The sequence below is a fragment of the Vibrio tritonius genome (genome assembly GCF_001547935.1).
GTDB lineage: Bacteria > Pseudomonadota > Gammaproteobacteria > Enterobacterales > Vibrionaceae > Vibrio > Vibrio tritonius.
In genome coordinates this window covers 845,758-870,924 of sequence record NZ_AP014635.1, presented here as the reverse complement: position 1 = coordinate 870,924, position 25,167 = coordinate 845,758, and the positions used below count along the sequence as shown (strand labels likewise).

Below are 25,167 nucleotides of genomic sequence, written 5' to 3'. Positions count from 1 at the left end.
GGACCGTAACGGTCCTTTTTCATTAACTGGTGTGATATTGGTTGCGAGATCGCTCTATGACTGAACAACCTTCGCAATGTGATGACGAGCATTGATCACCGCAATAGCGATCACGACACACATCGCAACTAAACGCACAATATCGCTAGAAAAAAGCACGACAAGAGCCATTACCAGCAGAATCGCACGCTCTAGCCATGTCAGCTCCTGCACCAAACGTCCTTCAATACCACCAGCAAACGCAACAAACAGAGTGATGGTAGCGATAATAGAAACGATAAAGTGCCAGATCGATTCATCTAGGAAAATCAGACCAGAAAAGGCCATCATCGCCGGAATTAAAAAGAATCCTTGTGCCAATTTGAACGCTTGCACGGCCGAGCGCATTGGACTGGCATTGGCAATTCCCGCGCCAGCAAATGCCGCGAGAGCAATTGGAGGAGTCACGTTCGAAGTTTGAGATAACCAAAACACAATCATATGTGCGGCAAGTAGACTCACGCCCAACTTCATCAAGGCTGGCACAGCCATAATCGACAATACAATATAAGCAGCTGTCACCGGTAATCCCATGCCTAAGATAACCGCAGCTAAAGCGATCAGCGCCAGTACAGACCACAGATAACCGCCAGACATCGCGATCAAAAATTGGGTAAATTGCAATCCAATTCCAGTTTGGCCTACCACACCAACCACTATCCCTGCCGTCGCACACGCAGCCGAAATGGGTAAAATCAACAACGCGCCCTGCTTCATTCCTTCAAAGAAATCACGCCAATGAATGCGCGTTGCTTTACGCAGCATTGCTGCAGCCAAAATCGCTACACAGCCTGCAACCCCGACCAATACCGGCGAGTAACTGAGTAATAACAGTAACGTAATAAGTACCAAAGGCACTAAAAAGTGCCAACCGTTGACCAGCACCACACGCATTTTTTCCGTCACTGTCATGCCTTCAAGGCCCAGTTTACACGCCATAAGATGGACATAGAGCAAGGTACACATGAAATACAAAATCGCAGGGGCGATAGAAACCAGCAAAATATCGCTGTAAGGAATACCGGTAAATTGCGCCATCACAAATGCGCCCGCTCCCATCACAGGAGGCATAATTTGCCCACCAGTCGATGCCGCAGCTTCAATCCCAGCCGCTTGCTCTGCTTTGTAGCCGAGCTTTTTCATCATGGGAATCGTCAACGCACCAGTGGTAACCGTGTTTGCTATCGCACTTCCTGAAATCGAGCCCAACGCTGCTGAGGCAATCACACTCGCTTTCGCGGGTCCTCCGCGATACTTGCCCGCCACGGCAAATGCCATATCAATGAAAAATTGTCCAGCGCCTGTCACCTGTAAAAACGCGCCAAACAAGACAAAGATAAACACCACCCCCGCAGAGATGGCCAGTGGCGCACCATACACCCCGTTAGTGGAGAAAATATGGAAACGGATAATCTCTTCGACAGAAAATCCCTTGCTGGCAATATTAGCTGGCAACGCGTTGCCAAATAGTGCGTAAGCTAAAAAGATCACCGCAATCAGCACCATAATTATGCCAACGGTTCGTCTGGTTGCTTCCATTAACGCGACGATCACCACAATACCTGCAATCTGGTCTTCCATGGTTAAGCCATCAAGCAAAAAGCTGATGTCGTCATAATCAAACTGAGCTATGCGCCATGTGGCCCAACAAGTAACCACCATTAAAAGTAAATCAATAGCCCGCCCTAATAGGTACTTTGGGGTATGATCTTCATTGCGACACAAAGGGTAAGCCAAAAAGACCAGCATCAATACCCAGCTCAAATGAAGCGGCAAAAATACGGGTGCTGAAAGGTGAGCTGTCAAGCTCTGCCATAACTGAAAAATAGAAAAAACGATAGCCACAAACGCGGCTATCAAGGTAAGAAAATCGGCTAACTTCCGATTCAAATTGCTATTCTGACTCATCGCTAACTCCATGCAAAAAGGTCAGTTTTTAGAGAGGGCGATTATTGACTCATCTGTTCCTGACGATATTTTTCGGCCCCTGGATGAAGCGCTATCCCATTCAGTTTGTTCATGTTTTCTACAGTAGTAAACTGAGTAACATTAATCACTTTACGAATGTCATCCATGTGCTCAAACGCCACTTTTGTCATTTGGTACGCTAACTTCGGATCGAGTTTATTGTTAACGACTAAAACATTCCATACAGCAGGTGCTTGAAAGGCGGGTACGTTATTGTAGCTGTCTTTGGGTACATCTTGCTCGATATAAGAAGGGTTGGCTGCTGTGATTTTTTTTAATTCATCAGCCGTAAATGACAATATGCGAATATCACGAGTTAAGGCTAATTCGGTAATTGCCCCAACACCTAAACTGCCCACAATCACGCCCGCATCGATTTGCCCATTAGCAATCGCATTGGTGGTCGCGGTGTAATTAAGAGACTGAGCTCTGATGTCGTCGGTTGAGATACCGAGGGTTTGCAGAATATTCGTTGCACTCACACGAGTACCAGAACCAGGAGCCCCCAAAGAAACTTTCTTCCCTTTTAAATCCATAATGGAATGGATATCGGAATCGGCTGGCACAATAAACTGCACAACATTTGGATAGAGAGCAAACAATACGGTTACATCCATTTTTCGAGGAAAAGGCTTTTCCCCTTGCGCGGCTTGCAGTACGACATTACCTTGAGAAACACCAACCAGCTGTTTACCCGTTGCTACTTTAATGGTGTTTTCTACCGAAGCTGCGGTCACTTCTGCACGCATATTAAAGTCAGGTAGATTTTCACTCCAAATTTTCGCCAAGATGCCACCAAGAGGATAATAGGTACCACTTTGGCTTCCGGTTCCTATGGTGTAGTTTTCCGCTAATGCCGGTAAAGAAACCGCCAATGTTAGTGCTAACAATCCTCGTTTGATCATTCGGTACATTCTTGTACTCCTTGTATTTATATCCCTTACTTAGGTCTAATCTCTACAACACTGAAGGTAAATGGAGGGGATGAGATGCAATTCACCAACTCCCGGTGATCTGCAGCATTGTGAGGGCAGAAAAACCTAATCCTTTTTAGGTATTACCCAGACATTTATCTTAGACATTCAACATAACGTCAATCTGAGCATCTAGAAAATGAGAGGTTGGCAGGAATTTAAATAGAAAAAAACCCCGCATTGCGGGGTTTTTATTCACATAAAAGAACTATTTATGCAGATAACTTAGCAACTGCCGCTTTAATTTGGGCTGCAATTTCGGAGTTAGTCACTTCTCCAGTTTCTACATTGAAATTATCGTAGAACGCCGGGATGGAGATAGAATCTTTCACATTACCACCAAAGAAAGAAGCTGAACCGACGGCAGCAGCCAAAACAGACGCAGCACCACCAGGACCTGGTGAAGTGGCAAGATAAACAGCAGGAATATCTTTAAATACACTACGGTCAATACGAGTTGCCCAGTCAAACAAGTTTTTGTATGCAGCTGGATAGTGGCCATTATGTTCGGCAAAAGAGATAACCAAAGCATCCGCTTGAGCAATCGCATCTAAAAACGCTTTAGCGCCTTCGGCTTGACCGATCTCTTTCTCTTTATCTTCACTAAACATTGGCACTGGATAATCATTAATATCCAATACTGTCACTTCTGCACCATCAATCTGTTTTGCAGCATAAGTCGCTAGTGCTTTATTGATCGATGTTGAGCTGGTGCTTGCTCCATAAGCGATAACTTTCATGTCATTAACCTCGTATTAAGTCGATATCTAAAGGTTAATCCTTAAGTTACATGGCAACAAGCACAAAAAACATACAGAATCATTCAATTTATTTGAATAAACTCGTATGTTAAGCGTGAGCTAACAACTCATGCCAAAGACCATTCACAATGACTTGATCTGCCGGGGTTAATTCGCTGCGGGCGTCATTTAAACTTGCTTCAATGCGTTGTTTAAATATATCAAGATCAGTAATACCTTCTTCTTCACAAGCTGCCGCAGAAAGAGAAATATGACCACGAAGGTAGCCACCGGCAAACAGTTCATCGTCACTAGCATGAGCGATACGTTCGTCGATAATCGCCAATAGTTTTTCTTCAAATTCAATAATCATATTCTTCTCGTTATTTCACTGTAAATAGCTCAGCAGACACGGGCGGTGTCTGGTAAAAAGCACGTAAAGCCGCGGAGAGTTGAGCAACTCTCGGGGGTAATCCGGTGTCTAAAATCGACATCACTTCACGATGTACTCGCTGCATAAACGCGAGTCGATCAGGTTCAAAATCACCATTGAGGTTATCGCAGCTCACGTTAAAAGGGAAACCGGCAGACACGGCGATAATCCATTCATAGGCTTGCGGACGAACTTCGACATTTTCGAACTCAGCTTGAACTTCAGCAGTTCGGCCATCCGGTTCATACCAATAGCCAAAATCTTCTAACAAACGCCGCTCTGGCCCCGCCACCAGCCAATGGGCAATTTCATGCAATGCTGACGCATAATAACCACGCGCAAAAATAATGCGGTGATAATCGTGTTGTTCATCGGCCGGAAGATAGATAGGTTCATCGCCACCCAGCTCCAACCGCGTTTGATATTGATCGAAGAACGTTTCATTAAAGATCCGGATAATATCCGTATTCTGATGAGTCATGATTTTACTGCTTAGGCTAATAACACGGGATAGACGGCGAGCATTTTCCAGATTTTCCCGCCAAGGTAAAGGAGAAACAAAAAAGACATCCGCATGGATGCCTTTTTTATCTTAATCAACGTTAGATTTGCGGTGTTTCCGTTACCACATCGGCATTTTGCCCACGATGTCGTAATAGATGATCCATTAAAACAATGGCCAACATCGCTTCTGCGATAGGCACTGCACGAATGCCCACACATGGGTCATGACGACCTTTGGTAATCAGTTGAGTAGCTTCACCCTCTTTAGTGATGGTGTCACCTGGAATCGTGATGCTCGACGTTGGCTTTAACGCAATATTCGCCACGATCTCTTGACCACTTGAGATACCACCTAAAATACCACCGGCATGATTACTTTTAAAACCGGTTGGTGTTAGCGGATCACGATGTTGACTACCACGCTGATTTACCACATCGAATCCATCGCCAATCTCAACGCCTTTGACTGCGTTAATACTCATAAGAGCATGTGCAATGTCCGCATCTAAGCGATCAAACACAGGCTCACCGAGACCAACAGGAACGCTGGTTGCTACGACTTGGATCTTCGCGCCAATCGAATCACCCTCTTTCTTGAGTTCACGAATCAGCTCATCAAACGCGTCCACTTTATCCACATCTGGGCAGAAGAACGGGTTGTTCTCAATCTCGTTCCAATCGACTTTATCGATGGTCACATCGCCCATTTGTGATAAATAGGCGCGAATTTCAATACCGAAACGATCTTTAAGGTATTTTTTCGCAATCGCCCCTGCTGCTACACGCATAGCGGTTTCGCGAGCCGATGAACGACCGCCACCACGATAATCACGATTGCCGTATTTTTGATGATAAGTGTAATCGGCGTGACCAGGACGGAATTTGTCTTTAATGTCAGAATAATCTTTCGAGCGCTGATCGGTGTTTTCAATTAATAAACCAATCGAAGTCCCTGTGGTTTTCCCCTCAAACACCCCAGATAAAATTTTCACTTCATCAGGTTCACGGCGTTGAGTGGTATAACGGGACGTGCCAGGGCGACGTCGGTCTAAATCCACCTGAAGATCCGCTTCTGAGATCTCGAGTCCAGGGGGACAACCGTCGACAATACATCCTAGTGCGATACCGTGACTTTCCCCGAATGTTGTCACTCGGAAGTGTTGTCCGATACTATTTCCTGCCATTCTTTCCTCAATTAGGCAGTTAAAAGCGCAACAATGTGTCGGCTTTTAACCAACATTACTATTCTTCGTAGCTCAATAGTGGCTTTATTACGAAATGATGTAAAGCGCTAATCGCTGACAAATTCGTCACAACGAAAAACGCCGGCAAAGAAGCCGGCGTTAAGCAGAGTTAGATGACTTAGTCGCGGTACAGTTTAAACTCTTCTGCACAATCGACTAATTGTTGGCGAGTCAGCATAAACACGCCATGACCACCGTTTTCAAACTCAATCCAAGTGAATGGCATTTCTGGGTATTGTTCCATTAAGTGGATCATAGAGTTACCCACTTCACAGATCAAAATACCATTTTCAGTCAAATAGTCTGGTGCATTAGCAAAAATGCGACGTACCAATTTTAGCCCATCAGAGCCCGCTGCAAGGCCTAGTTCAGGCTCATGACGAAACTCATCTGGTAAACTGTCCATATCTTCTTGATCCACGTAAGGTGGGTTAGACACGATAAGGTCGTACTGAACTTTCGGTAGGTCACGGAACAAGTCCGAACGCAGAGGTGTTACCTGCTGCTCCAAACCATGATCCTGAATGTTTTGCTCAGCCACTTGAAGTGCATCAGTCGAAATATCAACCGCATCGACTTCGGTATCAGGGAACGCATGGGCACACGCAATTGCAATACAACCACTCCCGGTACACAAGTCCATAATACGTGTTGGCTCTTCCACTAACCAAGGTTCAAATTGGTTCTGGATCATTTCACCAATTGGTGAACGAGGCACCAATACACGTTCATCCACATAAAACTCAAGACCGCAGAACCATGCTTTGTTCGTCAAATAAGCAACTGGCGTACGTTCATTAATACGCTTAATCACTCGCTCGACAACACGTAAACGTTCACTGCTGGTCAAACGTGAGTTCAACACATGAGGAGGCACATCGATGGGTAAATAAAGGGTTGGTAGAATCAGTTGTACCGCTTCATCCCAAGCATTATCAGTGCCATGGCCGTAAAATAGGTTAGCTGCGTTAAAACGGCTCACAGTCCAACGAATCATATCTTGAAGCGTATGCAGTTCAGAAACCGCTTCATCGACGAAAATCTTATCCAAATTTGCCTCCAAAAAGCGCTACAATACTGCTAGTTTCGATTAATTAAAGATTATCAACCCCTAATGAGCAATAAAGACACCGACTTCAAAAATTACGATAAATTCGAGGGCGATGACGATTTCGCTTTATTTCAGGACGCAGTAAAGGGCGTAAAAAAGTTCCGTCAGGATACCATAGTCCAGCCACCAAAAAGAAACACTAAACAGAAAGAAATTCGTCGAAATGAACGCGAAGCGAGCGATAACGACTTTTATTTCTCCGATGAGTTCATGCCACACCTAAGTGATGAGGGGCCAACTCGTTATGCACGGGCGAATGTATCGAAATACGAAGTAAAGAAACTTCGTCGGGGCGTTTACGTGCCAGATGTATTTTTAGATATGCATGGTATGACACAGCAGGAAGCCAAACGCGAGCTTGGTGCCATGATTGCTTACTGTTTGAAGGAGAGTGTCTGCTGTGCCTGTGTACAACACGGTATCGGCAAGCACATTTTGAAAGAGAAAGTGCCACTTTGGTTAGCACAACACCCCGACGTACTGGCGTTTCACCAAGCACCACTTGAGTTTGGAGGCATGGGAGCACTGCTGGTGCTGCTCTCCATTCCAGATCGCTAATACCTGAGAGAAAAACCGTCAGAAACGCATGTCTGGCGGAATTTCCATGCCTTTTTCGTTAAGAACTGGACGCTGGCCACCTCGGCGACGGTACTGTTTTAACTGGAACACGTACGCCAACACTTGTGCGACCGCAATAAACAGCTCGTCGGGAATTTCCTGCTCTAACTCAGTGGTGTGATAAAGAGCACGAGCCAATGGTGGTGCAGGAACAATCGCAATGTCATGCTCTCTTGCTACCTCACGAATTTTCATGGCTAAGTGGTCAACCCCTTTAGCGACAACCACTGGGGCTTTATCGGTATTTTGTTTATAACGTAAAGCCACGGAAAAGTGTTCTGGGTTGGTCACGATAACATCCGCTTGTGGAACATCCGCCATCATTCGTCGTTGTGCCGCTTCGCGTTGCAACATTCGAATACGCCCTTTCACTTCAGGTTTACCTTCCGTATCTTTGTATTCGTCTTTCACTTCCTGTTTGGTCATCTTCAATTGATTTGAGTGTTGCCATAATTGAAAAGGAATATCGATTGCCACCACCACCAGCAAAGAACAGCTGATAAGTAAGACAAAGTTGAGCAAAATACGTAAAGCGTGAAAGATATTCTCTGGATAAACATCGGAAGCCAATTGAAATAAATCGTATTTGGCAGCATCAATAAGATAAAAAGCGACACCAGCCACCAACAGCACTTTTAATATTGACTTGCCTAATTCAACCCAACTTTGCATGCCAAACATGCGCTTAAAGCCACTCAGTGGATTCATTTTAGAAAATTTAGGCATCGCAGCTTGCGCCGAGAAACTGATGCCCCCGACCCCAGCAGCGCCAATAAACGCAGCGACAAAGAGTGTAGTCAATATAAGAATGAGCGGCATCAGAAGTTGTGAGAAAGAACCAAGCGCAATATCAATAAGTTTACCGATATCGAAAATCTCTTCACGACTCAAACTGAACAAACGACGCATCGACACCAGCAACCCTTTTGCTAGTGCTCCACCAAACCACATTAGCGACAAGGCTCCCATGACGAGTACGGAAACCGATGCTAACTCCTTAGATCGCGCGACCTGACCTTTTTCTTTGGCCTGCTCGCGCCTTCGGGGCGTGGCCTCTTCGGTACGTTCTTGACCGTCAGCTTCTGCCAATGCAGCCTCCTAACAGTTGGCGCGGATCAAGCGACAAAGCTGACCCTCACCTTCAGTCCAATATAAGTCATACTGATTGTACAAATCACCAATCAGATACCAGCACAACAGCAAACCGATCAACAGAGCGAATGAAAAGCCTAAAGAGAAGATGTTCAACTGTGGCGCAGCACGGGTCATTACCCCGAATGATAAGTTCACCGTGAGCAGAGCCACAATACCCGCTAACGACATGCTCAGTGCTACTTTAAAGATAGTACTGAACCACAAAGCTAACTCTCTAAAATCCACTGCGGTTAATGATGACTCACCAATGGGGAGCGTTTTAAAACTCATCACCACTAAATGAATCATTTTTAAATGCCCATCACTAGCGAGGAAAAACATGGTCGCCAAAAACATAAATAGCTGACCAAGCAATGGCGTACTTTGCCCGTTCGCAGGGTCAACCATAGAGGCAAAACCTAAGCTTGATTGCATACCTAATATTTGTCCCAACAAGACAAAGGTTTGGATAAGAAATTGCGTGACCATCCCCATCGCCACACCAATCACAATCTGCTGGAACGTGACAATCGCACCTTGTAGGGAAAATAAATCAATGTTGCTCGGTACTGCAGGAATGGCTGGCATCACCGCAAAAGTAATCGCTAAGCCAAGATACAGACGTATACGCGACGAAACGAAACGCGCCCCGGTAACCGTCATGACCATCAACATGGCAGAGATCCGGGTGTAAGGCCAAAAATAGTTGGCAATGAAATCGAGAACTGCGGTGGCTGGATATTCCATGCTAAACCTCTAGTGAATCACCTGAGGTAACTGCTCAATCATCGAGTAGAAAAACTCCATCAGCATTCGAGTCATCCAGTGTCCAAAGAACATCAACGCCAATAAAGTCACAATCAAACGTGGCAAAAAGCTCAACGTCTGTTCGTTAATTGAGGTTGCGGCCTGAAATACCGCAACCACCAAACCAATAAGCAAACTCGGAACCACAATGGCACACACCATCACCAACACTATCCAAAGTGCATGACGAAACAGTTCGACAAAGATTTCGGGTGTCATGACATCTCCCTAGTCACATGACAAAACTGCCGGCTAAGGTCGACAAAATAAGGTTCCAGCCATCTACCAGTACAAACAGCATGAGTTTAAATGGCAACGAAACAATCATGGGTGACAACATCATCATACCCATGGCCATCAAAACAGAAGCAACCACCAAGTCGATGATAAGAAAAGGTAAAAACAACATAAAACCAATTTGGAAGGCTGTTTTTAGCTCCGATGTAATAAACGCTGGAATCAAAATCGCCATTGAGACATCTTCCGGCTGATCCACTTTAGCCCCAGAAATATTAACGAAGGTTTCCAAATCTTTTAAGCGTGTCTGTTTGAGCATAAACGACTTCATCGGCGCTTCTGCCAAATTAAACGCTTGGCGTGCGTTAATTTGATCATTCAAATAGGGCTGAATCGCTTGGTCGTTAATCCGGCTGAACACGGGGGACATGATAAAAAAGGTCAAAAACAGCGCGATACCAATGATGACTTGGTTCGATGGTGTTTGTTGTAATCCCATCGCTTGACGCAAAATCGACATCACCACCACAATACGAGTAAAGGAGGTCATCAAAATCACAATCGCGGGCAAAAAGCCCAGCATGGTCATCAAGGCCAGAATTTGCAGATTGACCGAATAATCTTCACTACCGTCTGGGTTCGTCGTCACGGTTAAAGCGGGCACACCACCAGTGCGGTTGGTAATCGCAATGGATTTACTGCCATTACTGCTTTGCGTGGTACTGGTGGAAAACGACATGCTAGGAGACGTGGCATTGTCTTGTTCTGCTTGCGCAAAAGAAACGGTCGGGCACAACAAAATTGCCAGACCTAGCCACATAGCAACCGCCCAAGATTTCACCGTAAAGGCATGAGCATTAAGATGATTTTTTATCATTTTTCTTCAATAGGTTACTTAATTGCATAGCAAAAGGCGTCGCACTGATTTCCTCTTGCGCTAAAGGCGTATCTAACTTAGCAATTAATTGGATTGACTGACTGGTCGCCCCCACCAAAAACTGTTCTTCGCCAGCTTGAACAATCATGATGCGCTCTTTGGTACCGACCGGAATTTGGCGCACAATACTCAAACCTTTTTGCTGGCCGATGGTTGGAACACGCATACGTTTCATTAACCAGCCAAGAAAAAGAATCAGGGCAATAACGAACAATAGCGACCCTACTGTGGTCGCTATATCAAACTGTCCCGGCTTAGTTTCTTGCGCCAAAACCGGAGTACTTATCACACCAAGCACAAATCCCATGAGTCTTTTCATGGGCTATCTCAGTTTCTTAATGCGTTCAGTTTGGCTAATAACGTCGGTTAAACGAATACCAAATTTATCGTTGACTACCACCACTTCGCCATGCGCAATCAATGTACCGTTAACCATCACATCCAAAGACTCACCCGCAATTCGATCAAGCTCGACAACGGAACCCTGGTTAAGCTGTAATAAGTTACGAATACTGATTTTTGAACGTCCCACTTCCATCGAAATGGTGACCGGAATGTCCATGATGGTGTCAAGTTTACGACGTTCGTCATCGCTAATCGGCGAAGAGGTATCTTGTAGCTCATCTAAAGGGGCAGCAAGAACTTCGTCTACGTCAACCTCAGGAGCGCTTGGATCTTCACCTAACGCAGCAGCCCATTCATCAGCCAGCCGTTGATCTTCACTTTTTGACATCTGTGTCACCCTTTGTTTAATCTAAGCCGTTATGGCGAGGCAGTTCATCATCCTCTTCATTTTCAAGCTCAGCGATAATATCTTTACCTAAAAACGCCAAATCGGTTTTAACCACATCTGGCCGTTTAATTTTTTCTGACACCTGTACTGCCAGTTTATCTCCGGCCCGTCCCATTTTAACGCGATAAGTCGGAAGTTCTTCAACAAACATGGTTGCATGTTTAGGCATATCAATCGGAATGATATCCCCCGGTTGCAATTCCATCAAATCACGCAGTGCGATGTCTTTTTCAAGTAAGTTGACACGAAAGTTGACTGGAACATCCATAATCTCTTCGCGCAGTGCAGAACTCCAACGTACGTCGGTTTCCATCTTGTCAGATTGCACACCAGCATCGAGCAGTTCGCGGATGGGTTCAACCATCGAATAAGGCATAACAACATGGAAGTCTCCGCCCCCACCATCAACTTCAATGTGGAACGAACTCACCACAATCACTTCAGTCGGGCTAACAATGTTCGCCATACTTGGGTTCACTTCTGAGTCCAAATATTCAAACTCAACCCCCATGACCGGAGACCATGCCTCTTTGTAATCTTCAAACACAATTTTCAGTAATAACTGAATAACGCGTCGTTCGGTTGGAGTAAATTCACGCCCTTCAATACGCGCATGGTAACGCCCATCACCACCAAAAAAGTTTTCTACCAAAATAAACACTAACCGTGCTTCCATGGTCACCAATGCCGTCCCTTTTAACGGACGAAAGCGCACCATGTTCAAACTGGTAGGAACATACAGAGTGTTCTGGTATTCACCGAATTTAACCATCTGAACACCATTGATGGATACTTCTGCCGTTTTACGCAACATATTAAATAAACTGATTCGCATATGGCGAGCAAAACGCTCGTTAATCAGTTCTAATGTTGGCATTCGACCACGGACAATACGATCTTGTGATGAGAAGTCGAATGAAGCAGTATTCACATCTTGGCTTTCTACTTCATCTTCTACATCATCAACGCTGTCTACCCCGTGGAGTAGCGCATCAATTTCGTCTTGGCTTAATAGATCGGTCACAGCACACCTATTGCATTACAAAATCAGTAAACAAAACCCGCTCAATCACTGGATTTCCAACCGCTTTGGAAAGAGCTGATTTAATGTCTTCTGTTGCTTTATCACGTAACTCTATACGTCCTGTTGGAGTTCGCAGTTGTTCTACCGTTGCCGAAGCAAAGGTAGATAAAATGGTACTTTCAATCAATGGTGAATGGTAACGAGCCAATTCTTCATTTTCAGGCCCACGCACCATCAATTGCACTTTTACCTGCACCATACGGTTACGTTTATCACCCGACACATTGAATACAAATGGCTGAGCAATATTGACATAGGATACAGGCAGAGCAGGAGTGACAACCTCCTCTTTAGCTGCCGCTTCAACTTGCTCATCGTCGCTTCCCCCCATGAAGAAGAAAGCTGCACCACCACCTGCGGCAAGCAATACCACCACCGCAATAATAATGATCAGTAACTTACTTTTCCCTTTAGGGGCATCTTGTACATCGTCGTCAGCCATAATTTTCCTACACGGTTATGTTTTTTATCATTTTAAGCGTAATAACTGATTCCATCACGCTTTGATGCCACATTCAAATCAAGTTTGATGTCCGCATCATGATTTTCTTGATTTCCCAGTGAAGAACCGCTGCCAGATTGACCAGATTGTCCCCCGGCTGCGGCATACCCTTGCTGTTGACCAGCACCTTGATGTTGAACTGACGTACCACCAAGCTGCACACCTTGTTGAGATAACATTTCTCGTAAACGTGGTACCGATTGTTCTAAGGCATCACGAGCATGTTGGTTTGCAACAGTAAAGTGGACAGAGGCACCACCATCCGCGTGCATCTGCATTTTGATATGCATACGACCCAGTTCTGGTGGATCAAGTCGAATATCAATTTGCTTTAAGTTCTTTGACATCATCATTTGCACACGGTCAGCCAATTGATCTGCTGCACTACCGTCTTTGGTCAATTGGACTGCGTTGTGTTGCGCCACAGTCGCTTCAGCTCGAGCTACACCATTGGTGCCACTCAAAGACTGTCCAGCTGCAGAAGCCAATTGGTGAGCGAAAGAGGCTTCTTGGCCACCCGATGCTGCGGGTTTGCCTTTATTCAAACCGTCTAACGCCTTGGCTCCCAAAGTCGATTTTAGTACCGCCTCAGTTACGCCTTTATCACTTGCAGCCGCAACGGCCGCCATTGGATTAGCTGAAATAATAGATTGCTGCGTCGTTGCATCTTGATTGCCAACGACCTGCGATGTAGCTAATGATTTATCCGTTACCAACGTATTGTTGTGTTGAGGCAATGGCTGGGAATTGGCTTGCGAATGAGTAGAAGAGCCCGTCTTAAGCGCGGCCATCTCTTGTAATTGATGCAACTTTTGTTTGTCACTCATTGTTGCATCAGCTCCCGCTGTATTCTGCGGGGTAACCGCCTCTTGTCCAGACGTTCCAACTGCCACACCATTGACCGCTGCACTTGCCAGTGTTGGCATAGATTCTTGAGCTTCTTGTTGCAATTCGCGTTGAGCTGCCAATAAAGCTTTAAGTTGATCTTGGGTTAATTCAGGATGCTTCTGCTTAACCGCCATCAATTGAGCAAACTCTTGCTCACTGATTGGGCTACTCGCAATGACCGCGTCTACTTCGGCTTGAGCCTCTGGCTGAGAAAGCTCATGCCAACGTTTAAGCTCTAGCAACTCTTTATCGGAAAGAGCATCAGTTGGTACGGTATCTTGCAACTTTGCTTGAGCTAACAATTGCTCTTGAGGCAAAGCTTTGCCGCTTGCTTCATTTGAAGTCGGCCCTGCGAGAGTTTGATTGGCTTGATGCAACTTACCTAATAGTTGCTGGCCGGCATTCATCCATTGGGCTGATTGGCTTTTAATCGCTTCAGCATCCTTGATATCGGATTGAGCGTCCAGAGATGTTTGTGATTTAATGTCCGCTGCCGTATCAGCAGAGAGTTCATGAGAAACCTGCGCTTTAAAGTCATCAATCTCGACACCTTGCTGTTGAGCAATCAGTGTTAAATCTGCATCACTCAGTTCGGTAAGTGCCTGTAACTGTTCAGCAGAAAGCCCTTGTAACCCTTTTTCTTTCAATGTATGGCTCAGTAAAGTCGTCGCATCTTCACCATCAGTTACTGCCTCTTTATCAGATAGCTGCGCTGTTCCATCTTTACTTTCAGCCACCTCTTCTTTACCACCAAACATCAAAGAGAGTAGCTTATCGAGAAAACCTTCAGAGACACCATCACTGCTCTCAGTGCTCGCATCCGCTGAAGCTTTTAATAATTCTGCAGATTTTCCGCTGCTAACCGAAGATGTGGTATTAACATTCATATCCATTCACTCGCACTAATACGGCTAATTTGGCCACTGAAATATCCTTTGTCAGCATTTCAGTGAAAATGCAAAGATTCATTTATTTGAATACTTTTATGCAGCAGATGTTGTGCTTTAGACTGGAGCATTAATCTGCCTGCATTCGCATATGGTGCAAAATTCACGCCAAAACGTAACAGATTCGTTAATGTCCAGAGTTAAGACGGCGACGATTGAAGCTTAACGTAGAAAACTCATCCATCATTTTTTGGTCGCGCTTCTCTTGCAGCAATGAAGCATCTCGCTGTTTTTTCTCAATCAACCATTCGTAAGAGCGTCTTTGTTTTCGCTGTTCTAACCAATGTTGCTCACAGTTATCCACTTGCTGTTTAAAGTGACTTTCCGCTTGACGCTGGGTAGAAAGTGTTTCGTCTAATTGGTTTAAAAAACGCTGCAGATGCCCATATTGACTTGCGGTTAACCCCGACTTGCCTCGGTCGACCAACTGTTGGCAATAATCCAAGCGATACTGTTCAATCTGTTCAATTTGTTCATAATAATTTTGCAGTTCAGTTCGAGCTTGGCTGAGAGCCATCACAGCTTTATTTTCGTTCTCTTTTGCTTGGTCCAATAAGAACTCTAACGCGCTGTTCATCTACTACCCTCCTACACCTAGCACATGACGTAACATATTGACGCACATGTCGTAAGGAACCGACTCTTTCATACCTTGCTGTAGGTACTGATCCAGCTTCGGCTTAAGGGTAAACGCGCTATCAATAGCCTGATCTGTTCCCGGTTTATAAGCACCAATTGACACCAAATCTTGGTTTTTGCGACAGAGAGACAACACCTGACGTACCGCTTTAGACATCAACACATGCTCTTCATCCGTTACTTGCGGCATCACACGGCTGACCGATTTTTCAACATCAATCGCTGGATAATGACCCGCATCGGCCATTTCTCGAGACAACACAATATGTCCATCCAAAATAGCACGAGATGCATCGGCAATCGGGTCTTGTAAATCATCCCCTTCGGTCAACACAGTAAAAAATGCCGTGATTGAACCTTGCTCGGGGCCACCATTACCCGCTCTTTCAACCAAGGCTGGCAACTTAGCAAACACAGAAGGCGGATACCCTTTGGTTGCAGGAGGCTCACCAACCGATAAAGCAATCTCACGTTGCGCTTGAGCAAAGCGAGTCAACGAATCCATCAGTAACAACACATCAAGCCCTTGGTCACGAAAATACTCGGCTATCGTTAGTGCTGTCTGACAACCTTTTAATCGCATCAGAGGCGAGGCATCGGCTGGCGCTGCAACCACCACTGCTCGTTGGCGTCCTTCAACGCCTAAAATTTCTTCAATGAATTCTTTTACTTCGCGACCACGTTCACCGATAAGCCCCACCACCACAACTTGTGCAGTGGTACCACGAGTCATCATCCCTAGAGTAACCGACTTACCTACACCAGAACCGGCAAATAAACCGATACGCTGTCCTTTACCCACGGTCAGTAAGCCATTGATCGCCTTAATTCCCACATCTAAAGGCTCATCAATCGGCTTACGTGCTAGCGGGTTGATAGGTTGGGCATCTAATGAAGCATGATTCTCTGTATAAATAGGTCCTAACCCATCAAGAGGATTACCAACCCCATCCACTACCCGACCGAGCAGTTCCATGCCCACTGGCATTCCCGCCGCTTCCGTCAACGGTGTGACTTTTGCACCAGGTAAGATTCCAGTTATCTGCTCACTGGGCATCAGAAAAAGGTTGTCACCGGAAAATCCCACCACTTCAGCTTCCATCACGCCATTCATGGTTTCGATATGACATAAACTGCCAATGGGAGCTCGGCACCCCGTGGCTTCTAAAGTTAACCCCACTACGCGCACCAATTTGCCCGATGCAATTGGACGATTAGTTAGTCCTTCGGTTTTGTAGTGAGAAAGACGCTCGGCTAACGACAGCATTACTCTAAACCCGCTTGGTGACGGTTAGTACCGCAAAAATTATTTAATACCGAACGAATCCGCTCTTCCATGCGGTAATTCACACTTGAATCGCTCGCTTCGATTTGAACATCGCCAACACTTAGAGCCGGCTCAGCAACTAAGGTCCATTGGCGAAAGTCGAGTTCTTTGTCGCCATAAGCTTGGCGAATAGTTTCGACATCATCAGGATGCAGTTTGAGGGTGATAGCATGACCAGCGATTGGTAATGCTTCCACCGAAGCTTTAACCGTATCAAGAATGATTTGTGGATTGGTTTTGACCTCAACGTGCACGACTTCTTTGGTCAATACCAACACCATATCAACCAATTGTTTTTCTACTTGAGCATTCATCAACTCAAGCGGTTGTGAAAACTGGTTCGCCATCTCAACAAAGTGAGCAACTTGTTGTTGAACTTGCTCTTGACCCGCCGCAAGCCCTTCTTGATGCCCTGCTTCTACACCTTCAGTGTGACCGGCTTGGAACCCTTCTTCCTTGCCCTGCTCAAAACCAAGTGCATGCCCCTCGGCCTTGCCTTGCTCTAAACCTTCTTGGTACGCAGCCTGACGAATCGCTTCAATATCTTCGACAGAGAGTGGTTTTGGCTCTTCAACTTCAGGTTCATCAAAAGAAGGCATCCACCCTGGGTCATAATTTAATGCGGTCTCTTTTGCTTGCGAACTTTGCTCTGCCGCATAATCAGTCAGCCCCCACTTTTTAGGCTGGTCACTTGTGGCTGTATTCGCGTCAAGACGTATAAACCCGCGTTTTCTTTCACCAGACATGAGAATTCCTATGCTCTAAAAACAAATTAAGGGGCCCCATTTGGTGGCCCCTTGGGGTAAGGTATCTGCACTGCAAATTACAAGAATTCGTCGGCCCCACCAGACAACATAATTTCGCCTTGATCGGCCATTTTGCGCGCAATCGCCAAAATTTCTTTTTGTGCCGCTTCTACATCGGACACCTTGATTGGCGCCATTGCTTCCAAATCGTCTCTCATCAATTCAGCAGCACGTTTGGACATGTTTTTGAAAATCTTCTCACGCAGAGCATCATCAGCACCTTTAAGGGCACGCTGCAATACGTCTTGAGGAACATCACGCAGCAATTTTTGAATACCCTGATCGTCGACTTCCACCAGATTTTCGAACACGAACATCAAATCTTGAATTTGGGTTGCCAAATCTTCATCTTGCTCACGCATTTGATCCATGAGCACACCTTCAACATTGTTGTCGAGGTAGTTCATGATGTCTGCAGCTGCTTTCAAGCCACCAATTTTCGCAGCCTGAGCACCCGCTTGACCCGCAAACTGTTTCTCCATAATTTCATTCAACTCTGCCAGTGCGGATGGTTGAACTTCTTCAAGGTTAGCAATACGCATCATCAAATCGAGGCGGTCACGCTCAGCAAACTGAGCCAAAATTTCGGCAGATTGGTCAGGCTCTAGATAGGACAGTACGATAGTCTGAATCTGCGGGTGTTCGTTGACGATGATGCTCGCCACTTGACGAGGATCCATCCACTTCAATGAATCCAAACCTTTCGATCCCGTTCCTAATAGTATTTGATCAACCAAGTTATTGGCTTTATCAGCACCTAAAGCGGCCACCAAGGCATTACGCATGAAGTCTTCACTACCCATACCAATGTTGGTGTATTTTTGGATATCTTCCAAAAAAGCACGGTGCACTACACCCACCTTTTCTTGGCTTAAATCCTTTGCTTTCGCCATGGCACTACCAACACGTTGAACCTGTTTTGGCTCAAGGTGACGAATAATGCCAGCTGCATCATCTTCATTAAGACTGAGCAACAGAATAGCTGCGCGCTCTTCGCCAGGGATTTCCGAAATATCTGCGGTAGACTCGGTCAACTCACCGCCATTGGGGTTATTTTGTTCAGGCATTTTGCATCCAGTTCTTCACTACTTGAGCCGCAAGTTCAGGCTCGTTAGCCACCAAGGCACGTACTGCTTTGAGTACGTCCTCATCCTTATGCAAGTTCGGCAAATCAATACCAGAGCCAAACTCAAACAGCTCACCACCATCAATTTCGCTACCAATTAAGCTGGTTTCACCATCAGCTCCAATAGGCAAACCGTCTGGGCCGTAGAGTGAATCGTCTTCCACCGCCGCTGGGTTGAGCAGTTTTTTCAGCGCAGGGCGAACCAATACCATAACCACAACAATAATCACTAGGGCACTTGCTAACCAACGAATCCAATCACTGAAGTTTGGATTTTCCCAAATAGGTACGTCCGCTACCTCGGCCACTTGAGGTTTCGCAAATTGCATGCTCAGTACATTAAGCACATCACCTCGGTTTTGACTAAAGCCCACGGTGCCGATAAGCACTTGACGAATAGCATTGAGTTCTGCATCACTCAATGGTGTGTAGGTCACCTCACCAGTTTCCTCATCCACGCTTGAGCGATTTTTCACTGCAACAGCAACTGTCTGGCGTGCAATGGTGCCGGTTTGTCTGCGTTCATGACTAATTGTAGTGTCCAATTCATAATTGCGCGTCGCTTCTTTATGCACAGAACCTTGTCCGACACCAGTACCATCTTTCATCTGCGCAACATCTTGAGGGATAGATGCATCGGCTGGTGGCTGGTTACTTAGCGCTCCGGGCACGCCAGCGACTACATTACCGTTGTTGTAATCTTCCAGCGTGTATTCACTACGTGTCGCTGGTTTTTGCGGGTCAAAACTTTTCGTGGTTTGTTCTACCGCACTAAAATCCATATCGATATCCACTTGAGCGGTATAGTTACCAAGACCCAAAATCGGAATCAATACCGAGTCGATTTTTTGGCGAACTTCTTGTTCTTGTTTACGTTCGAGATCTTGCTCTTTGCGGCGAGCCGTTGAAATTGGATCTTGCGACCCCGAATTAAGTAAGCGACCGTTTTGATCGGTGACAGTAACGCGGGTAGGTTGCATACCAGGAACAGCGCTTGCCACCATATCAACGATAGAGTCGACTTCCTCTTGTTTGAGGTTATAACCGGTTTTCAGGGTGAGGAATACGGATGCAGAGGCAGGTTCATTTTGCCGTACAAAAACACTTTGTTTCGGCAACGCAAGCAATACTCGAGCTTTACTGACTTGGCGCATCTCTTCAATCGCGTTGGCAAGTTGACGCTCTCGGCTTAACTTGAGACGTTCTTGTTCAAGGCGTTGCGATACACCAAAGCCCATATCTTTTAGCAAAATATCATCGCCAGCAGCATCTGAACCTTTATTAACGCCAGCACGAACCATGTTCAGTTTGAGGCTATTGTAATCGGAGTTTGGCACCAAGATAGTGTTGCCATCGAGCTTATAATCTTGTTTCTGCTGATCAAGATAATCTAAAACAGGGATCAACTCTTCAGTATCGTATGCACCGAGCGGACGCATTTCAGGCTCTCGAACCCAAAAGAACAGCATCACGATCAACGCCACACAAATGGAGATTGAAAGTACCAGAACGATCTGACGTAACAGATCCAAATCGCCCATTGCAAAATCCATCTTATTCGAGCTTTTCTCTTCGACATCTGGATTTTGCGTATCCAGCTCCATTGAAGAACTGCCCGAACTCGGCATCATTGCATTTTCACCACCGCTGCTTACGGCAAGGTCGGTGCTATGATTATCTTCAGCCACAATTTACTACCTATATCAAACCATTAGACCGGCATATTCATCAATTCTTTATACGCCTCAACCAATTTATTGCGTACTTGAATTGTTGCTTCGAATGCCACGCTGGCTTTGTTACGTGCAATCATTACATCAGAAAGCGATACGTTTTCATCGCCACGGTCAAAACGTACCTGCATGTCGCCTGAGGTCTTTTGCAGACCATTGACACCATTAATGGCTTTAGACAACATGTCACCGAAATCAGCGCCAACTTTCTGACCTGTAGCTAGGGGACGAGAATTGGTCGCTTCTAGCTTCATTGCCTGCATTTCACTTTGTAAACCATCTAATCTCATCATGACCTCGCCGCCAAAAGTTTGACTAAAAACTGTTCATTTCTATTAATAGAGCAATATATATGCCACAGTACGGAAATACTCAATTAGGAATATCAATTCCCGCGTCACGCATTTTAGCTAGCTTGTAACGCAATGTGCGCGGGCTAATACCAAGCTTCTCAGCCATCTCTTTACGACGACCTTGACATTCAACTAAGGTATCCATGATGATAGAGAATTCTTGATCGCGCAGCTCATCACCAAGCCCCGTTGAATAAGAAGCAAGTGTTTCGCCAGCCAAATCACGCGATAACTCAGGATCCGCCACAGGTTTAACACTTGGCACGACACTGCTATCAAGCGCTTGTTGCAAACTGGTTGCATCTTGCCAATCAAGCCCCTCCAGCAAAATGTGCTCATCATCGATCGCTTTCTGCTCACTCAAAATCAAGGCTCGCTGAATAACATTATCGAGCTCTCGAACGTTACCTGGCCACGAATAGCTTAACAATTTATTTATCGCATCGGTAGAAAGTGACGGTACTGGTAAGCCCAATTTCTTACAATGACGTTCAACCAAATGTTGAGCCAGTGGAGCAATATCCCCTTTACGCTCGCACAGCGCTGGCCATGCGATTGGAAATACGTTTAAGCGATAGTACAAGTCTTCGCGAAAATGTCCTTCTTTGACATACTGTTTTAAATCGCGGTTACTGGTCGCCAGAACACGCACATCCAACTTAATACTCTTACGACTGCCTAAGCGCTCCACTTCACGCTCTTGCAACACACGCAGCAATTTGGCTTGCAGGTTTAAATCCATTTCACTGATTTCATCAAGTAAAATCGTGCCACTTTGCGCTTGTTCAAATTTCCCCGGACACGCTTGTACTGCGCCGGTAAACGCCCCTTTTTCATAACCGAACAGGGTCGCTTCCAACATATTATCGGGAATCGCTGCACAGTTAATGGCAACAAAAGGACCGTCTTTACGCAAAGAGGCATTATGGATGTAGCGCGACATCACTTCTTTGCCTGAACCACTGGGTCCTAGCACCATCACGTTCGCATCGGTTTTCGCCACTTTATCGGCAAGCGCAAGCAGCTTAAGGCTTTTTTCATCAGCGACAACAGCATCACCATCATCGTCAGATTTCACTGGCGCATAACGGCTAACCATATTGAGTAGCACTTCAGGTGCAAATGGTTTAGCCATATAGTCGATAGCGCCTTCTCTCATTGCCGATACCGCATCTTCGATATTGGCATAAGCTGTCATCAGCAATACTGGCAAATTAGGCCAATGCTGTTTGATATTACGGAGCAACGCGAGGCCACCCATGCCTGCCATCTGCACATCTGAGACAACAATATCTACGGCGTCACTTTTTAGTTTTACTAAAGCATCTTCAGCACAGTCGGCCTCTAGCCATTCATAGCCAGCTAACGCCAGTGTGTCGACTAACGCCTCGCGTAGACCCTCATCATCTTCAACGATCAAGACTTTACTTTGAGCCATTATGATTCTCCAGTTTCTAAAGTGGTTGGGCTAACGTTACGTTCAAGTGGTAAGCACATGGTAAAACAGGCTCCCTCTTCCGGCTCCGAAATGAGCTCCAAACGCCCATCGTGTGCACGACAGACCATCTGCACAACGGCTAAGCCTAACCCAGTACCCTGTGAACGAGTGGTAAAGAAAGGCTCCATGATCTTATCTTGCAGTTCCAAAGGAACGCCCGGACCATTGTCTTGTACAGAAATTTTTAATTCGCCATTAACTGGGCGAAAGAACACATCAATTTGCGCACCTTTGCCCACGATTTGAATCGCATTCATCACCAAATTACTCAGTGCTGAAGCGATGGCATTCGCATTACCCAAAAGTATAGTCTGCTCTTCTTCTACCTCTTGAGCATAATCAATATGATTGGTTTTTAAGACGGTTTCGACCATTGGCTGAAATTCAGCAACTAAATCACCCACAGTAAAAGGCTGCACAACTTTGTTATCGCCCCCTTTGGCAAACAACAGCATGTCATTCACCTGCTTTTCCAAATCGTGTAACCGATCAACCAGTTTGGTTTGGAAACGTTCTCGAGTTGCGCTGGGTAAGTTAGGTGCACCTAAATTTGCGGCATAAAGCATGGCGCTTGATAATGGCGTTCGAACTTGGTGAGCTAAGGAAGCAACCATGCGCCCCAACGAAGACAACCGTTGCAAATCACTCACTCGCGACTGTAACAAACGCGTTTCAGTCATGTCCGTCACCAAAATTAACTGACCCGTAGTTGAAGCCGAGATTGCCAAACGCACACGGCGGCCATTACGCAAAGACACTTCATGCCCGTCGTCGTCACGTGGGGCGAACGCCGATTGAATAATGGTAAACCAACGTTCACCGAGAAGAGGCACATCCAATAATCGCCTAGCTTCTGGGTTTGCTTCACGAACGATACCTTGAGTATCAAGCAAAATCACACCAGCAGGCATCACATCAAGAACCTGTCGATAACGTGCGACTTGATCTTCAAGAGAGTCTAAATGCGAATGTTGCTCCATGGCGTTGTCCATCGTCGAAAAACCACCTATTAAAATAAACAATAGTCTAACACGCAAGATGCATGCCAGACTATTTTTGTTTATTTACAATACGTTATCGATATGACAATTTCTTGACTGAGCAGAAAAGAGTGCGATTGATCACACTTTATTTGATTACGATATCTTGCGCTTAACGTTGCATATTGTACTTACGCATTTTTTCTACCAAAGTAGTTCGACGCATTCCCAGCATGTCAGCAGCTCTTGCAACCACACCACTTTGGGCATCTAATGCTTGATTGATCATGCTGACTTCCAAATCGGCCAACATCTCTTTCAAATTAACGCCCTCAGGTGGTAAGCCTTGCGCCATCGTATCCATACCAGGCATAAAGTCTTCGGACTCATCGAGAGAAAAATCTTCAGCGAAGATATTCGCTAAAACATCCCTCTCCTGCTCTTCAACTGGAGCAATATTATTGAATTCTGGTTGGAATTCAGGAATATCGCTATAACGATACTTAGTCGGGAGATGGTTAACATCAACCAAGCTGTTAGGATACAAAATCACCATACGTTCCACCAAGTTGGCCAACTCACGTACGTTTCCTGGCCAGTCATGTTCCACCAGCGAATTAATCGCTCGAGGGGTAAAACAAATTGGTTGCGCACCTTCCGCTTCCATGCGCGCCATAAGCTCTTGAAGTAACAAAGGAATGTCATCTTTACGATCACGCAAAGGGGGCATTTCAATTGGAAAAACATTTAAACGATAGAAAAGATCTTCACGGAAAGATTCGCCAGCGATCATCTGTTCTAAATCGCGATGAGTAGCAGCAATAATACGAACATTCACTTTAATCGTCGTGTTGCCACCGACACGCTCAAAACTGCGTTCTTGCAATACACGCAAGAGTTTTACCTGCATCGCCATTGGCATATCGCCAATTTCATCGAGAAATAACGTACCACCATCAGCCAGCTCAAAACGCCCTTTACGCGCGGTAATCGCTCCTGTAAAAGCGCCTTTTTCATGGCCAAAGAGTTCACTCTCTAAAAGATCGCCAGGAATGGCGCCGCAGTTAATTGGCACAAAAGGCCCATCTTTGCGGCTAGAGTGGTAATGAATATTGCGTGCAACAACCTCTTTCCCCGTACCTGACTCACCAAGAATCAATACGTTCGCTTCTGTGTTGGCTACCTGTTCAATCAAATGACGTACATTTTGAATGCCGTGACTCTGGCCGACCAAGCTTCTGAATAAGATGTTATTTCTTAAAGGGGTATGAGCTTGAACGCCTTTACGACCAAGGAATTCTTTACAATGGCGTAACGCTTCGCTTAATTGAGCGTAGTTTAGAGGAAACTCCAGCTCGCCGATGTAGTTAGGAAATTCGTCCAACAAATAGGATTGCTTATTAGCGATAATGACCGGAATATGGTTAGCTCGTAATAGCGAATCAGACAGTGCTTTTGGCAACACTTCGCCGCACAGAGAACCTAGAATGCATCCAGCCCACACAGATGACCAATCAATCTGATCTATCTGAGAAGACGTAATAGCCTCACACTGCTCTCCTACAAATTCTAAAATGGTATTGAGATAAGCACGAACTGCATCGTCGTCTTCAATCACAATAAGTTTCGCTAAGCCTTGCATAGGTGAGAATAATTGCCTTAATTTCGGGAAGTTGCTTTTAGTCGATTGAAAACCGTCACCTTTGATGCCAAATATTTGGCACATCTTGATTAAACGATAGTCA

25 protein-coding genes and 1 pseudogene are annotated in these 25,167 nt (G+C 45.5%); 1 reads left to right on the top strand and 25 read right to left on the bottom strand.

Annotated elements, in window-relative coordinates:
• Positions 1-54 precede the first annotated feature (54 nt).
• The 7 genes from JCM16456_RS04115 to prmB all read right to left on the bottom strand — a co-directional run bounded on the left by JCM16456_RS04115 (position 55) and on the right by prmB (position 6,953).
• A complete protein-coding gene (locus tag JCM16456_RS04115; protein WP_068712618.1) occupies positions 55-1,947 on the bottom strand; it encodes a TRAP transporter permease in 1,893 nt (630 codons plus the stop codon).
• Between the two features lie 41 nt (positions 1,948-1,988).
• On the bottom strand, positions 1,989-2,921 hold the full coding sequence (locus tag JCM16456_RS04110) for a TAXI family TRAP transporter solute-binding subunit (protein ID WP_068712616.1): 933 nt from the start codon (positions 2,919-2,921) through the stop codon (positions 1,989-1,991).
• Between the two features lie 272 nt (positions 2,922-3,193).
• A complete protein-coding gene (locus tag JCM16456_RS04105; RefSeq protein WP_068712614.1) occupies positions 3,194-3,721 on the bottom strand; it encodes an NADPH-dependent FMN reductase in 528 nt (175 codons plus the stop codon).
• Positions 3,722-3,830: 109 nt separating this feature from the next.
• The gene (locus JCM16456_RS04100; protein ID WP_068712612.1) at positions 3,831-4,094 is read right to left on the bottom strand and encodes a YfcL family protein; all 264 of its coding nucleotides are present in this window, start codon (positions 4,092-4,094) and stop codon (positions 3,831-3,833) included.
• 10 nt (positions 4,095-4,104) lie between these two features.
• Entirely contained in the window at positions 4,105-4,635 is a 531-nt protein-coding gene (locus JCM16456_RS04095; RefSeq protein ID WP_068712610.1) for an elongation factor P hydroxylase, read from the bottom strand.
• Between the two features lie 121 nt (positions 4,636-4,756).
• Positions 4,757-5,842: a chorismate synthase gene (aroC, locus tag JCM16456_RS04090; protein WP_068712608.1), complete on the bottom strand. Its 1,086-nt coding sequence runs from the start codon at positions 5,840-5,842 to the stop codon at positions 4,757-4,759.
• Between the two features lie 178 nt (positions 5,843-6,020).
• Positions 6,021-6,953 (bottom strand): 50S ribosomal protein L3 N(5)-glutamine methyltransferase, encoded by a 933-nt coding sequence (gene prmB / locus JCM16456_RS04085; RefSeq protein ID WP_068712606.1) that lies wholly within the window; start codon positions 6,951-6,953, stop codon positions 6,021-6,023.
• A 63-nt stretch (positions 6,954-7,016) separates the two neighbouring features.
• Here prmB and smrB point away from each other — a divergent pair, with 63 nt between their 5' ends.
• Positions 7,017-7,571 carry an endonuclease SmrB gene (gene smrB, locus JCM16456_RS04080; protein WP_068712604.1) on the top strand — a complete coding sequence of 185 codons (555 nt, stop codon included), beginning with the start codon at positions 7,017-7,019 and terminating at the stop codon, positions 7,569-7,571.
• Between the two features lie 18 nt (positions 7,572-7,589).
• On the opposite strand, the gene flhB is transcribed toward smrB, so the two are convergent.
• From flhB to JCM16456_RS03990, 18 genes and pseudogenes are all read right to left on the bottom strand, one after another.
• Positions 7,590-8,720: a flagellar biosynthesis protein FlhB gene (flhB, locus tag JCM16456_RS04075; protein ID WP_068712602.1), complete on the bottom strand. Its 1,131-nt coding sequence runs from the start codon at positions 8,718-8,720 to the stop codon at positions 7,590-7,592.
• A 9-nt stretch (positions 8,721-8,729) separates the two neighbouring features.
• Positions 8,730-9,512 carry a flagellar biosynthetic protein FliR gene (fliR, locus tag JCM16456_RS04070; RefSeq protein ID WP_068712601.1) on the bottom strand — a complete coding sequence of 261 codons (783 nt, stop codon included), beginning with the start codon at positions 9,510-9,512 and terminating at the stop codon, positions 8,730-8,732.
• A gap of 9 nt (positions 9,513-9,521) precedes the next feature.
• On the bottom strand, positions 9,522-9,791 hold the full coding sequence (gene fliQ, locus JCM16456_RS04065; protein ID WP_068712599.1) for a flagellar biosynthesis protein FliQ: 270 nt from the start codon (positions 9,789-9,791) through the stop codon (positions 9,522-9,524).
• 13 nt (positions 9,792-9,804) lie between these two features.
• Positions 9,805-10,485: pseudogene (gene fliP, locus JCM16456_RS04060) on the bottom strand (flagellar type III secretion system pore protein FliP); the annotation flags it as partial.
• Positions 10,486-10,666: 181 nt separating this feature from the next.
• On the bottom strand, positions 10,667-11,053 hold the full coding sequence (gene fliO, locus JCM16456_RS04055; RefSeq protein ID WP_404819152.1) for a flagellar biosynthetic protein FliO: 387 nt from the start codon (positions 11,051-11,053) through the stop codon (positions 10,667-10,669).
• A 15-nt stretch (positions 11,054-11,068) separates the two neighbouring features.
• Positions 11,069-11,479: a flagellar motor switch protein FliN gene (gene fliN / locus JCM16456_RS04050; RefSeq protein WP_068712593.1), complete on the bottom strand. Its 411-nt coding sequence runs from the start codon at positions 11,477-11,479 to the stop codon at positions 11,069-11,071.
• Positions 11,480-11,495: 16 nt separating this feature from the next.
• On the bottom strand, positions 11,496-12,563 hold the full coding sequence (fliM, locus tag JCM16456_RS04045) for a flagellar motor switch protein FliM (RefSeq protein WP_068712591.1): 1,068 nt from the start codon (positions 12,561-12,563) through the stop codon (positions 11,496-11,498).
• 7 nt (positions 12,564-12,570) lie between these two features.
• Positions 12,571-13,065 (bottom strand): flagellar basal body-associated protein FliL, encoded by a 495-nt coding sequence (fliL, locus tag JCM16456_RS04040; protein WP_068712589.1) that lies wholly within the window; start codon positions 13,063-13,065, stop codon positions 12,571-12,573.
• Positions 13,066-13,097: 32 nt separating this feature from the next.
• A complete protein-coding gene (locus tag JCM16456_RS04035; protein ID WP_068712587.1) occupies positions 13,098-14,906 on the bottom strand; it encodes a flagellar hook-length control protein FliK in 1,809 nt (602 codons plus the stop codon).
• 181 nt (positions 14,907-15,087) lie between these two features.
• Entirely contained in the window at positions 15,088-15,537 is a 450-nt protein-coding gene (gene fliJ / locus JCM16456_RS04030; RefSeq protein ID WP_068712585.1) for a flagellar export protein FliJ, read from the bottom strand.
• A 3-nt stretch (positions 15,538-15,540) separates the two neighbouring features.
• Positions 15,541-16,866 carry a flagellar protein export ATPase FliI gene (fliI, locus tag JCM16456_RS04025; RefSeq protein ID WP_068712575.1) on the bottom strand — a complete coding sequence of 442 codons (1,326 nt, stop codon included), beginning with the start codon at positions 16,864-16,866 and terminating at the stop codon, positions 15,541-15,543.
• Positions 16,866-17,672: a flagellar assembly protein FliH gene (fliH, locus tag JCM16456_RS04020; RefSeq protein ID WP_068712573.1), complete on the bottom strand. Its 807-nt coding sequence runs from the start codon at positions 17,670-17,672 to the stop codon at positions 16,866-16,868. The genes fliI and fliH overlap by 1 nt, the downstream gene beginning before the upstream one ends.
• 77 nt (positions 17,673-17,749) lie before the next feature.
• Positions 17,750-18,799, bottom strand: a complete 1,050-nt coding sequence (gene fliG / locus JCM16456_RS04015; protein ID WP_068712571.1) for a flagellar motor switch protein FliG — start codon at positions 18,797-18,799, stop codon at positions 17,750-17,752.
• Entirely contained in the window at positions 18,792-20,489 is a 1,698-nt protein-coding gene (fliF, locus tag JCM16456_RS04010) for a flagellar basal-body MS-ring/collar protein FliF (RefSeq protein ID WP_408068377.1), read from the bottom strand. Before fliF ends, fliG begins: the two co-directional genes overlap by 8 nt.
• A gap of 80 nt (positions 20,490-20,569) precedes the next feature.
• On the bottom strand, positions 20,570-20,881 hold the full coding sequence (gene fliE / locus JCM16456_RS04005) for a flagellar hook-basal body complex protein FliE (RefSeq protein WP_068715872.1): 312 nt from the start codon (positions 20,879-20,881) through the stop codon (positions 20,570-20,572).
• A gap of 82 nt (positions 20,882-20,963) precedes the next feature.
• Positions 20,964-22,382, bottom strand: a complete 1,419-nt coding sequence (locus tag JCM16456_RS04000) for a sigma-54-dependent transcriptional regulator (protein ID WP_068712567.1) — start codon at positions 22,380-22,382, stop codon at positions 20,964-20,966.
• Entirely contained in the window at positions 22,382-23,434 is a 1,053-nt protein-coding gene (locus JCM16456_RS03995; protein WP_068712565.1) for a sensor histidine kinase, read from the bottom strand. The genes JCM16456_RS04000 and JCM16456_RS03995 overlap by 1 nt, the downstream gene beginning before the upstream one ends.
• A 160-nt stretch (positions 23,435-23,594) precedes the next feature.
• A complete protein-coding gene (locus tag JCM16456_RS03990) occupies positions 23,595-25,064 on the bottom strand; it encodes a sigma-54 dependent transcriptional regulator (RefSeq protein WP_068712564.1) in 1,470 nt (489 codons plus the stop codon).
• Between the last annotated feature and the right edge of the window lie 103 nt (positions 25,065-25,167).

Excerpts from the sequence above, each read along its gene's own strand:
- JCM16456_RS04115 (WP_068712618.1), bottom strand. The coding sequence starts at position 1,947 with ATGAGTCAGAATAGCAATTTGAATCGGAAGTTAGCCGATTTTCTTACC.
- JCM16456_RS04110 (WP_068712616.1), bottom strand. The coding sequence starts at position 2,921 with ATGTACCGAATGATCAAACGAGGATTGTTAGCACTAACATTGGCGGTT.
- JCM16456_RS04105 (WP_068712614.1), bottom strand. The coding sequence starts at position 3,721 with ATGAAAGTTATCGCTTATGGAGCAAGCACCAGCTCAACATCGATCAAT.
- JCM16456_RS04100 (WP_068712612.1), bottom strand. The coding sequence starts at position 4,094 with ATGATTATTGAATTTGAAGAAAAACTATTGGCGATTATCGACGAACGT.
- JCM16456_RS04095 (WP_068712610.1), bottom strand. The coding sequence starts at position 4,635 with ATGACTCATCAGAATACGGATATTATCCGGATCTTTAATGAAACGTTC.
- aroC (WP_068712608.1), bottom strand. The coding sequence starts at position 5,842 with ATGGCAGGAAATAGTATCGGACAACACTTCCGAGTGACAACATTCGGG.
- smrB (WP_068712604.1), top strand. The coding sequence starts at position 7,017 with ATGAGCAATAAAGACACCGACTTCAAAAATTACGATAAATTCGAGGGC.
- fliR (WP_068712601.1), bottom strand. The coding sequence starts at position 9,512 with ATGGAATATCCAGCCACCGCAGTTCTCGATTTCATTGCCAACTATTTT.
- fliQ (WP_068712599.1), bottom strand. The coding sequence starts at position 9,791 with ATGACACCCGAAATCTTTGTCGAACTGTTTCGTCATGCACTTTGGATA.
- fliO (WP_404819152.1), bottom strand. The coding sequence starts at position 11,053 with ATGGGATTTGTGCTTGGTGTGATAAGTACTCCGGTTTTGGCGCAAGAA.
- fliN (WP_068712593.1), bottom strand. The coding sequence starts at position 11,479 with ATGTCAAAAAGTGAAGATCAACGGCTGGCTGATGAATGGGCTGCTGCG.
- fliL (WP_068712589.1), bottom strand. The coding sequence starts at position 13,065 with ATGGCTGACGACGATGTACAAGATGCCCCTAAAGGGAAAAGTAAGTTA.
- JCM16456_RS04035 (WP_068712587.1), bottom strand. The coding sequence starts at position 14,906 with ATGGATATGAATGTTAATACCACATCTTCGGTTAGCAGCGGAAAATCT.
- fliJ (WP_068712585.1), bottom strand. The coding sequence starts at position 15,537 with ATGAACAGCGCGTTAGAGTTCTTATTGGACCAAGCAAAAGAGAACGAA.
- fliI (WP_068712575.1), bottom strand. The coding sequence starts at position 16,866 with ATGCTGTCGTTAGCCGAGCGTCTTTCTCACTACAAAACCGAAGGACTA.
- fliH (WP_068712573.1), bottom strand. The coding sequence starts at position 17,672 with ATGTCTGGTGAAAGAAAACGCGGGTTTATACGTCTTGACGCGAATACA.
- fliG (WP_068712571.1), bottom strand. The coding sequence starts at position 18,799 with ATGCCTGAACAAAATAACCCCAATGGCGGTGAGTTGACCGAGTCTACC.
- fliF (WP_408068377.1), bottom strand. The coding sequence starts at position 20,489 with ATGATGCCGAGTTCGGGCAGTTCTTCAATGGAGCTGGATACGCAAAAT.
- fliE (WP_068715872.1), bottom strand. The coding sequence starts at position 20,881 with ATGAGATTAGATGGTTTACAAAGTGAAATGCAGGCAATGAAGCTAGAA.
- JCM16456_RS04000 (WP_068712567.1), bottom strand. The coding sequence starts at position 22,382 with ATGGCTCAAAGTAAAGTCTTGATCGTTGAAGATGATGAGGGTCTACGC.
- JCM16456_RS03995 (WP_068712565.1), bottom strand. The coding sequence starts at position 23,434 with ATGGACAACGCCATGGAGCAACATTCGCATTTAGACTCTCTTGAAGAT.
- JCM16456_RS03990 (WP_068712564.1), bottom strand. The coding sequence starts at position 25,064 with ATGCAAGGCTTAGCGAAACTTATTGTGATTGAAGACGACGATGCAGTT.